The organism is Nocardiopsis protaetiae, assembly GCF_045446735.1.
GTDB classification, from domain to species: Bacteria; Actinomycetota; Actinomycetes; order Streptosporangiales; family Streptosporangiaceae; genus Nocardiopsis; species Nocardiopsis protaetiae.
Genome location: NZ_JBJJBV010000277.1, coordinates 1 through 8874 on the forward strand (window position 1 = coordinate 1; position 8874 = coordinate 8874).

The window sequence follows — 8874 nt, forward strand, 5'->3', positions numbered from 1 at the left end:
ACTCGGCGTTCCGCGCGAGGCCCGGGGGGAGTTCTACGGCCCCGGGCTCACCCGCGGCGACTACCGGGGCTTCGCCCGCCATCCGTGGGCGCGGGGGCCGTCCTTCACCGTGCCCTTCCTCGGCGGCCACCGTGTCCGCGTCTCCTACATCAACGAAGAGGCCGGAGAGTACGGCGTCGTCTACGAGGTGGATCACGACCGGTGAGAGGAGACCGCGTTCCTCGGCTACTCCGCCGGGTACGGGTCGGGGTCGGGGCTGTGCTGGGAGGAACTGGCCGCCGCGGACGGGGCCCCGGCCGGACCCGACCCGCTCGACCCGCACACCCGGCTGCTCCTGCTGCTGCCGATGTGGGGCGGTGACGGGGTGCCATCCGATTCCGTACCGCGCCTGGCCCGGGCCCTGTACGAGCGGATGGGGATACGGGAGGCCCGCGCGGTCGCCACCGCGATGCTGGAGCAGGGCGGCCACTATTCGGCGCGGTGGACGGTCACCGGGGCGGGGGTCCGGGTCAACGACGGGGTCTACTCGACCCGCAGCCCCGCGAGCCTCGCCTCTCCGGGCGAGAGCGTCCGGACCCGGCTCTCGGAGGCCTTCACTCCGAGGGGTCGCTGAGCAGGGCGCGGGCGCGGTGGAGGGCGGCGCGGGAGGAGGCGATGAGGGCCGGGTCGGCTCCGGCGGCGGTGCGCAGGCGCAGGGCCGCGGCGAAGGCGCGGGCGGCCGCGGCGTGGTCGCGGGCGGCGAAGTGCGCCTTGCCCAGGTGCTGGAGCATCACGGCCTCGCGCGGGGTGCCGCGGCACTCCTCGACGAGTTCCTCGTACGCCGCGACGGCCCGGGCGGTCCGGCCGAGGTCGCGGTGGACGTCGGCGAGCAGGGCGCGGTGGCGGGCCGTGGGCGAGGCCGCGACCAGGGCGTGCGCCAGCGGTTCGGCCCGCTCGGGGCGGCCGCCCCAAAGCTCCTCCAGCAGGGGCAGCGCCGGGTCGGCGGCGTGCGCGCGGCGGAACTCCGCCGGGTCGTCGATGACCGGCAGCAGCGACAGCGGGTCCATGGACCAGCCCGGGCCGCCCGGGATACGGGCGGGGGCGTCGGCGGGCGGGTCCGAGGGTACGGAAGGCATGCGCGGCAGGCTATCGGGGCGGGAGGGGAAGGATGGCCGGGATGACTTGTGGTCCCCGGCCTTGAGTACATCCGGGAGAAGGGGAAGCCAGCGCAGGGCCGCGGGGGACGGGTCCGGCGGCCGGGTGCGGACACGGGGTCAACCCGCCGGGTGTGCCGCGGGTCTTCTTCGGTGGCCTCCGCGCGATCCCCCGCGCACCCCTCGGTGCCGCCGGCGGGGGCCGCGACGAAAGGGCACCCCATGGACCCCCGCTCCCCCGGTGGCGCCGACCACCGCCCGGTTCCCGAGTATCCGGGCTCGCTGCTGTGGTCCGGCGGCATCCTGCTGCTGGCCGCCGTCGGGGGCTTCTCCTTCCGCCTGTCGGCACTCGCGGACTCGATCCCATGGCGGTCCTGGCCGTCCCCCGCCGAACTGGGCCACTCCGTCCTCCCCATGGTGATCGTCACAGGGGTCTTCTACGGCGTGTACAGGATGTTCCGAGCCGCCGACCTGCACCACCCGCTGGCCGCCGCGCTGCTGGTGGCGGCCGCGGCCGGGGCCGCCCACGTGCAGCTGGTCCTGCTGATGGAGCGGGCCGACTTCGGTCTCGGATCCATCATCCTGGTGTTCACGCACCAGGGGGCGAGCACGGTCCTGGGCGGGGCCGCCGTACTGGCCGTGCTGCACCGCACCCGGGGAAGCCTCCCGGGGATCCTGTGGGCGTGCGTCGCCCTGGTGGCGGTGGTCCTGCTGCGGTCGTGGTTCGACGAGGCCACCGCCGACGCGCGGCAGGAGCAGACGGATTCCGCGCACCGGGCGAGGTTCGACCACGTCGTCGCGGACCTCACCGGCGACTGGCCCCCGCTGCTGGTACTGGAGTCGCCGGGCTGGACCGTCGAGAACACCGAGGGGTCGTCGATCATCTACGTGCGCGACGATGACGGTGCCGTGATCCGACTGGACTCCTGGGGACCGGTGGAGATGGACCCCTACCGGTCCGAGCCGGACTACCCCGGTCCGATGCGGAGCGGCTGCGCGGAGGAGTACACCGAGTGCGAGGACTTCGCGTCGGACGGCGTGAACGGGGTGGTGTTCCGCTCCCCGGAGGAGTCCTTCGCCGGGTACGTGGTGCGCGTCGCGGTGGAACCGGAGCCGGGGTCCGAAGTCCACGCGGACCTCTTCGTCTACGACGGCTCGACCTGGGACATCCCGGAGGAGGAGGTCATCGCCCTGGTCCACGACCTGCGGGGCTTCGAGGAGGGCGACGCCGAGCGCCTGGCCGAGGAGATCACCGGCGGCCCGCGGCCCTGACCGGCGGCCCGGAAAAGGGGAAGCCGGCCCGACCGTGGCGGTCGGGCCGGCTCCGGGTCCGGTTCCGGGCTGGACCCGGGGGCGGATCAGGCCAGGTCGAAGCGGTCCAGCTCCATCACCTTGGTCCACGCGGCGACGAAGTCCTCGACGAACTTCTGCTTGGCGTCGTCGGAGGCGTACACCTCCGCCAGGGCGCGCAGCTCGGAGTTGGAGCCGAACACCAGGTCGACTCGGCTGCCGGTCCACTTGACCGCGCCGGACTCGTCCTTGGCGACGAACGTCTGCGAGGTCTCGGAGGTCTCACCGGTCGGGGTCCAGGTGGTCCCCAGGTCGAGCAGGTTGACGAAGAAGTCGTTCGTCAGGGTGCCCGGCGCGTCGGTGAGCACGCCCACCTCGGAGTTGTCGTAGTTGGCGCCCAGCACGCGCAGGCCGCCGACCAGGACGGTGGTCTCCGGGGCGCTCAGGCCCAGCAGGTTCGCCTTGTCGAGCAGCAGGTACTCGGCGGGGAGGCGGTTGCCCTCGCCGTAGTAGTTGCGGAAGCCGTCGGCGACCGGCTGCAGGTAGGCGAAGGACTCGACGTCCGTCTGCTCCAGGGTCGCGTCCACGCGGCCCGGGGTGAACGGGACGACGACGTCCTGCCCGGCGGCCCGGGCCGCCTTCTCCACGCCCACGCCGCCGGCGAGGACGATGAGGTCGGCGAGCGACACCTTCTTGGCCGAGGAGGCGTTGAACTTCTCGGCGACGCTCTCCAGGGTGCTCAGCACCTCGCGCAGCTCGGCCGGGTTGTTGACCGCCCAGTCGATCTGCGGGGCCAGGCGCACGCGGGCGCCGTTGGCGCCGCCGCGCTTGTCGCTGTCGCGGAAGGTGGACGCCGAGGCCCAGGCGGTCTTGACCAGCTGGGACACGGTCAGGCCGGACTCGGCGACGGCCGCCTTGAGGGACGCGATCTCGGCCTCGCCGATGACCTCGCCCTCCTGCGCGGGCAGCGGGTCCTGCCAGAGCAGGGTCTCCTCGGGGACCTCGGCGCCGAGGTAGCGCGCCTTCGGGCCCATGTCGCGGTGGGTCAGCTTGTACCAGGCGCGGGCGAACGCGTCGGCGAACTCCTCGGGCTTCTCATAGAAGCGGCGGGAGATCTCCGCGTAGACCGGGTCGAAGCGCAGCGACAGATCGGTGGTGAGCATGGTCGGCTTGTGCTTCTTGGTGGCGTCGTGGGCGTCGGGGATGATCTCCTCGGCGTCCTTGGCGACCCACTGGTTGGCGCCGGCCGGGCTCTGGGTGAGCTCGTACTCGTACTCGAACAGGTTCTTGAAGAACCCGTGGCTCCACTGCGCGGGCGTGGTGGTCCAGGTGACCTCCAGGCCCGAGGTGATGGTGTCGCCGCCCTTGCCGGTGCCGTAGTTGTTCTTCCAGCCCAGGCCCTGCAGCTCCAGGCCGGCGGCCTCGGGGTCGGCCTCGACGTTGTCGGCCGGGCCCGCGCCGTGGGTCTTGCCGAAGGTGTGGCCGCCGGCGATGAGGGCGACGGTCTCCTCGTCGTTCATGCCCATGCGGCCGAAGGTGTCGCGGATGTCGCGGGCCGCGGCGATCGGGTCCGGGTTGCCGTTGGGGCCCTCGGGGTTGACGTAGATGAGGCCCATCTGGACGGCGGCCAGCGGCTTCTCCAGCTCGCGGTCACCGCTGTAGCGCTTGTCGTCGAGCCAGGTGGTCTCGGGGCCCCAGTAGACGTCCTCGTCGGCCTCCCACACGTCCTCGCGACCGCCGCCGAAGCCGAAGGTCTCGAAGCCCATGGACTCCAGCGCGACGTTGCCGGCGAGGATGAGGAGGTCGGCCCAGGAGATGTTCTGGCCGTACTTCTTCTTGACCGGCCACAGCAGGCGGCGGGCCTTGTCCAGGTTGGCGTTGTCGGGCCAGCTGTTGAGCGGGGCGAAACGCTGCTGGCCGGCGCTGCCGCCGCCGCGGCCGTCGAACAGGCGGTAGGTGCCCGCGCTGTGCCAGGACATGCGGATGACGAGCGGGCCGTAGTGGCCGAAGTCGGCGGGCCACCAGTCCTGGGACGTGGTGAGGACCTCGGCGATGTCCGCCTTCACGGCGTCCAGGTCCAGGGCCTTGAAGGCGGCGGCGTAGTCGAAGCCCTCACCGAGGGGGTTCGCCACGGCCGGGTTCTTGGCCAGGATCTTGAGGTTGAGCCGGTTGGGCCACCAGGCGCTGTTCGCACCGGTCTGGGTGGGGTGCGGGGCGCGACCGTGCGCCACGGGGCAGCCGCCGGACGCCTCGTTCTCGGCGGTGGGCGTGACTACCTCGTTGTTTTCGGACATCGTCTTCCTTCCGGAACAGGGAAGAGGTGAACTCTTGGTTTCAGGACTCGCGTGTACGGGAGCAGTCGGAGCAGACACCCCAGTAGACGACCTCGGCCTCTTCGATCTGGAAGCCGTGGTCGGCCGATGCGGTCAGGCAGGGTGCGTGGCCGACGGCGCAGTCGACGTCGGCTATGGCACCGCAGGACCGGCATACGACGTGGTGGTGGTTGTCCCCGACCCGTGTCTCATAGCGGGCCACGGAGCCCTGTGGCTGGATGCGCCGTAACAGGCCGGCGCCGGTCAACGCCTTGAGCACGTCGTAGACGGCTTGTCCGGACACCGTGCCGAGGTTCCCGCGCACGAGGTCGATGACCGACTCCGTGTCGGCGTGCGGGTTGTCGTGCACGGCGGACAGCACTGCCATCCGAGGGCTCGTCACCCGCAGGCCGGACTCGCGCAGCATGCGCTCGAAATCCGAAGGGGTTGGCATGCCCCGAAGTCTGCCGCCTTTTCTGGAACTAGTCAAATCATGTGATGGATCCACCTTAACCGGGCACGGTGCCGGTCCGGAACCCCCGGCGGGCCCGGACGGTCAGCCCGGCACGGGGACGAGGAGGGCGGTGGCGTCGTCGCGGCCGCCGGTGTCCAGGACGTGCCGGACCAGGGCGCGGGCGGTGCGCGCCGCCGCGGCGGGGTCCCGGGGGTCTGCGGCGCCCGCGGCCGCGCGCAGGTCGCCCGGGCCGGGCAGGTGGCGCCACAGGCCGTCGGTGCACAGCAGCAGCCGCCCCGGGCCCGGGGGCCGGTGGCTGCGGATGCGCGGAACGGGGTCGGTGGCGTCCGCGCCCAGCCAGGCGACGAGGGCGTCGTGCGCGCCGGTGTCGTCCTCGGTGAGGAGCATCCCGGTGCCGGAGTCGGGCAGCCAGTAGGCGCGGCTGTCGCCTACCCAGGACACCCACAGGCCGCGTTCGCCGACGACGCAGGCGACCTGGGTGCAGGAGGGCGCCAGGGGCACGGGGTCGAGGGGGTCCGGGCCGCCGGGCACGGCCAGGGCCGCGACGGCGCGGCCGGCCCGGGCGGTGGCGTCGGTGAGCGCGTCCTCGGGGATGGCGCCCGCCGACAGGGCGCGGGCCAGGGCCGCGACGGTGACCTCGGCGGCGATGCGGGCCGCCCGCTCCGCCCGGGGCGCCATGGACACGCCGTCGCAGACCGCGCCGACGGTCCACCGCCCGGCCGTGCGCAGGGACAGGGCGTCGGCGTTGATCCGGCGGCCGGGGCCGCGTTCGGTGTACCCGGCCGCGCCGCCGGCATCGGCCCGGGCGTGTCCGAGGAGGTCGGAGAGGTCGGCGCCGCACTCCCAGCAGCGCCCGTCGGGGGCGGGGGTGCCGCCGCACCGGGGGCAGTCCGTGTGCTCGTTCATCTGCCCCGCAGTCTGGCAGAGGCGCGGAAGGGGTGAAGAACGTACAAGACCGGCGGGCGGGGCGGGCGCGAGCATGGGGCCATGGAGAACACCGAGCACCCCGTGACGGAACACCCCGCGGACGGCGCCGAGGCCGCCGGCGCGCCCGTGCGCTTCGACACCAAGATCGCCGTCCTGCTGCGCGACGACCTCGCCGTGTGGCAGCGGTTGAACGTGGCCTCGTTCCTGGTCAGCGGCTTGGGGACCCGCGAGCCCGAGGTCGTCGGCGAGCCCTACGAGGACGGCGACGGCACCGCCTACCTCCCCATGTTCCGCCAGCCGGTGCTGGTGTTCGAGGGGGACAAGGAGGTCCTCACCCGGGCCCACGGGCGGGCCGTGTCGCGGGGCCTGGCCGTCGCCGTGTTCACCTCCGACCTGTTCGCCACCGGCAACGACCGGGACAACCGGGCGGCGGTGCGGGCGGTCTCCCGGGACTCGCTGGACCTGGTCGGGATCGCCGTGTACGGGCCCAGGAACGCCGTGGACAAGGTCGTCAAGGGCGCCCGGATGCACCGCTGACCGGGGCCGCGCGCAGGGCCCGCGCGAACCGGCCCGGGGGCAGCCCCAGGACGCGGGTGAAGTGCCGGGTCAGGTGGGCCTGGTCGTGGAACCCGGCCGCGGTCGCGGCCCCGGCCGGGCTGCGCCCCTCCAGGAGCAGGCGGCGGGCCAGGTCCACCCGGCGCCCCACCAGGTAGCGGTGTGGGGGCAGCCCGAACCGGCGGCCGAAGGCCCGCACCAGGTGGGCGGGGTGGGCGTGCAGCGCGGCGGCGGCCTCGTCGAGCGAGACGCCCTCCACCACCCGGGCGTCCAGCAGGTCGCGCAGCCGTCCGGCCAGCGCCGAGCGGTCGCCGGGCGGCGGCGGGGGTTCGGGGTCGCCCAGCAGGTGGCCGCGCAGGCGTTCGGTGACGAACGCCAGGCGGCTCTCGGCCTCCAGTTCCCCGCCGGGTTCGAGCAGGGCCCGGTGCAGGGCGTGGATGCGCCGCCGCAGCGCCGCGTCGTCCAGGGCGGGGCGGTCGACGGAGCGGCCCACCAGGTCGGTGCCGATCCGCGCGGGCTCCAGATAGACGACGCGTTTGCGCAGCCCCTGCGCCGAGGTGGGGGTGCCGTTGTGCGGCACGTGCGGGGGCAGCAGGGTGACGGTGCGTTCCAGGGCGCCGTGTTCGTGCCGTCCCAGGTCGTAGCGGACCAGGCCGGAGTCCACGATGAGCAGCGCCCAGGTGTCGTGGGTGTGCATCGGGTAGACGTGCCCGAGCATGTGGGTGTGGAAGACCTCGACGACGCCCGGCACGTGCGGTCTGGCGACCAGGGTGTCGGCGTGCGCGTCCATGTCCGCAGGGTACGCCCGGCGTCGGAGGGAGGGGAAATCCCTTGCGCGAGCGGACGCCCCGAATAGAATGAACAATTGTTCATTGAAAAATCGGGGGAACGAGGGGCCGTGCCGCGCAGTCCGGAGCAGAACGAGGCGATGCGGGCCGCCACCCGGGAACGGATCCGGGCGGCGGCGATGCGGCTTTTCGCCCACCAGGGGTACGCGGCGGTCAACATGCGGCGGATCGCGGCCGAGGCGGGCATGAGCACCGGTCTCGTCTACCGGCACTTCGCCACCAAGGAGGAGCTGTACGGCGACCTGGTCGGGGAGGCGGCGGCCGGACTGGCTCTCACCGTCGCGCGGTTCCGCGCCCCCGAATCCCACGACTCCCCCGCGGAGCTGCTGCGCGCCTTCTGCGAGGGGTTCCTGCGGGACGTGGCCGGCGATCAGGGGTTCGTGGACTTCTTCCTGCTCATGAACCAGGCGTTCGCCCACGGGGTCGCCGGAGGCGACGGGCCGGAGGAGGTCCCGCCCGCGGTCCGGGACCTGATCGGCGGGCACCGGGCGCTCATCCGCGCGACGGTGGAGCTGATCGAGCGCGGCCAGGCGCTGGGCGGGTTCCGTCGCGGTCCGGCGGACGAGCTGGCGACCTGCCTCTTCTCCGCCCTCGGCGGGCTGGTGACGATGCGCTCCGTCCTGGGCGAGGGGTTCGCCGTGCCGAGCGCCGCCGTGCTCCTGGCCCCGCTGATAGAGGAGGACACCGATGACGGGTGAGACGGAGAGGGCCGGGATGATCGAGGTCGTACGCGGCGCCGTACTGGGCGAGGCGCGCCGGCGGGAGGTCGCGCGGGTGTTCGTGGACGGGTTCGGGCCGGACCTGGCCGCCTTCTCCAAGGACCCGGAGGTCCTGGCCGACGCCATCGCGCACATGCTGGTGCTGGAACGTTTCCACGTGGCGCTGGTCGACGGCGAACCGGCGGGGCTGGCCTCGCTCACCGTCGGCGACGAGGAGTGCGTCGAACCCGACGCGAAGACCCTGCGGCGGCACCTCGGCGCGATCAGGGGGACCATCGCCGACCGGGTGTTCCGCAGCCAGTTCCAGGGGGCCGTGCGGGAACCGCGGGAGGGCAAGGCCGAGATCGGGTTCGTGGCCTCCTCCCTGAGGCACCGGGGCAGGGGGGCGGCCAAGGCCGTCCTGCTCCATATGCTCGACCTGCCCGGATACGACGAGTACGTGCTGGAGGACATCGCCGCGAACAACGAGGCGGCGCTGGGGCTCTACCGGCGGCTCGGCTTCCGGGAGCACCGGCGGCGCAAGGCCCCCTACTCCAGGTTCAGCGGGATCGACGAGTACGTGTCGATGCGGCTCGTCCAGGAGCGGCCCGCCCCCCGGAGCTGACCGGTGTGGCG

At 73.3% G+C, this 8874-nt stretch carries 11 protein-coding genes; 6 read left to right on the plus strand and 5 right to left on the minus strand.

Annotated elements, in window-relative coordinates:
• Both ACJOT3_RS28945 and ACJOT3_RS28950 read left to right on the plus strand, forming a co-directional pair.
• Window positions 1–205 (plus strand): hypothetical protein (locus ACJOT3_RS28945; RefSeq protein ID WP_406976296.1); only part of this gene is annotated, 205 nt, incomplete at its 5' end.
• 159 nt (window positions 206–364) lie between these two features.
• Window positions 365–613, plus strand: a complete 249-nt coding sequence (locus ACJOT3_RS28950; RefSeq protein WP_406976297.1) for a hypothetical protein — start codon at window positions 365–367, stop codon at window positions 611–613.
• Here the strand turns inward: ACJOT3_RS28950 and ACJOT3_RS28955 are convergent.
• Window positions 594–1115: a hypothetical protein gene (locus ACJOT3_RS28955; protein WP_406976298.1), complete on the minus strand. Its 522-nt coding sequence runs from the start codon at window positions 1113–1115 to the stop codon at window positions 594–596. The genes ACJOT3_RS28950 and ACJOT3_RS28955 overlap by 20 nt on opposite strands.
• Before the next feature lie 240 nt (window positions 1116–1355).
• Here ACJOT3_RS28955 and ACJOT3_RS28960 point away from each other — a divergent pair, with 240 nt between their 5' ends.
• Window positions 1356–2405 (plus strand): hypothetical protein, encoded by a 1050-nt coding sequence (locus ACJOT3_RS28960; RefSeq protein WP_406976299.1) that lies wholly within the window; start codon window positions 1356–1358, stop codon window positions 2403–2405.
• 86 nt (window positions 2406–2491) lie between these two features.
• Here ACJOT3_RS28960 and katG read toward each other — a convergent pair whose 3' ends face one another.
• The 3 genes from katG to ACJOT3_RS28975 all read right to left on the minus strand — a co-directional run bounded on the left by katG (window position 2492) and on the right by ACJOT3_RS28975 (window position 6116).
• Window positions 2492–4717, minus strand: a complete 2226-nt coding sequence (gene katG / locus ACJOT3_RS28965) for a catalase/peroxidase HPI (RefSeq protein ID WP_406976300.1) — start codon at window positions 4715–4717, stop codon at window positions 2492–2494.
• 40 nt (window positions 4718–4757) lie between these two features.
• Complete coding sequence (locus tag ACJOT3_RS28970; protein ID WP_406976301.1) at window positions 4758–5189, minus strand: Fur family transcriptional regulator; 432 nt, start codon at window positions 5187–5189, stop codon at window positions 4758–4760.
• Window positions 5190–5291: 102 nt separating this feature from the next.
• Complete coding sequence (locus ACJOT3_RS28975; RefSeq protein ID WP_406976302.1) at window positions 5292–6116, minus strand: PP2C family protein-serine/threonine phosphatase; 825 nt, start codon at window positions 6114–6116, stop codon at window positions 5292–5294.
• 81 nt (window positions 6117–6197) lie between these two features.
• On the opposite strand from ACJOT3_RS28975, the gene ACJOT3_RS28980 reads away from it, so the two are divergent.
• Window positions 6198–6674: a DUF2000 family protein gene (locus ACJOT3_RS28980; RefSeq protein ID WP_406976303.1), complete on the plus strand. Its 477-nt coding sequence runs from the start codon at window positions 6198–6200 to the stop codon at window positions 6672–6674.
• Here the strand turns inward: ACJOT3_RS28980 and ACJOT3_RS28985 are convergent.
• Window positions 6649–7482 carry an AraC family transcriptional regulator gene (locus ACJOT3_RS28985; RefSeq protein WP_406976304.1) on the minus strand — a complete coding sequence of 278 codons (834 nt, stop codon included), beginning with the start codon at window positions 7480–7482 and terminating at the stop codon, window positions 6649–6651. The genes ACJOT3_RS28980 and ACJOT3_RS28985 overlap by 26 nt on opposite strands.
• A 108-nt stretch (window positions 7483–7590) precedes the next feature.
• Here ACJOT3_RS28985 and ACJOT3_RS28990 point away from each other — a divergent pair, with 108 nt between their 5' ends.
• Together ACJOT3_RS28990 and ACJOT3_RS28995 are read left to right on the plus strand one after the other, a co-directional pair.
• A complete protein-coding gene (locus tag ACJOT3_RS28990) occupies window positions 7591–8238 on the plus strand; it encodes a TetR/AcrR family transcriptional regulator (protein WP_406976305.1) in 648 nt (215 codons plus the stop codon).
• Window positions 8228–8863, plus strand: a complete 636-nt coding sequence (locus tag ACJOT3_RS28995; RefSeq protein WP_406976306.1) for a GNAT family N-acetyltransferase — start codon at window positions 8228–8230, stop codon at window positions 8861–8863. The genes ACJOT3_RS28990 and ACJOT3_RS28995 overlap by 11 nt, the downstream gene beginning before the upstream one ends.
• The last annotated feature ends 11 nt before the right edge of the window (window positions 8864–8874 follow it).

Bases quoted from the DNA above. Each gene is read 5' to 3' on its own strand.
- ACJOT3_RS28985 (WP_406976304.1), bottom strand. From the start codon at position 7,482: ATGGACGCGCACGCCGACACCCTGGTCGCCAGACCGCACGTGCCGGGC.
- ACJOT3_RS28960 (WP_406976299.1), top strand. From the start codon at position 1,356: ATGGACCCCCGCTCCCCCGGTGGCGCCGACCACCGCCCGGTTCCCGAG.
- ACJOT3_RS28980 (WP_406976303.1), top strand. From the start codon at position 6,198: ATGGAGAACACCGAGCACCCCGTGACGGAACACCCCGCGGACGGCGCC.
- ACJOT3_RS28995 (WP_406976306.1), top strand. From the start codon at position 8,228: ATGACGGGTGAGACGGAGAGGGCCGGGATGATCGAGGTCGTACGCGGC.
- katG (WP_406976300.1), bottom strand. From the start codon at position 4,717: ATGTCCGAAAACAACGAGGTAGTCACGCCCACCGCCGAGAACGAGGCG.
- ACJOT3_RS28955 (WP_406976298.1), bottom strand. From the start codon at position 1,115: ATGCCTTCCGTACCCTCGGACCCGCCCGCCGACGCCCCCGCCCGTATC.
- ACJOT3_RS28970 (WP_406976301.1), bottom strand. From the start codon at position 5,189: ATGCCAACCCCTTCGGATTTCGAGCGCATGCTGCGCGAGTCCGGCCTG.
- ACJOT3_RS28975 (WP_406976302.1), bottom strand. From the start codon at position 6,116: ATGAACGAGCACACGGACTGCCCCCGGTGCGGCGGCACCCCCGCCCCC.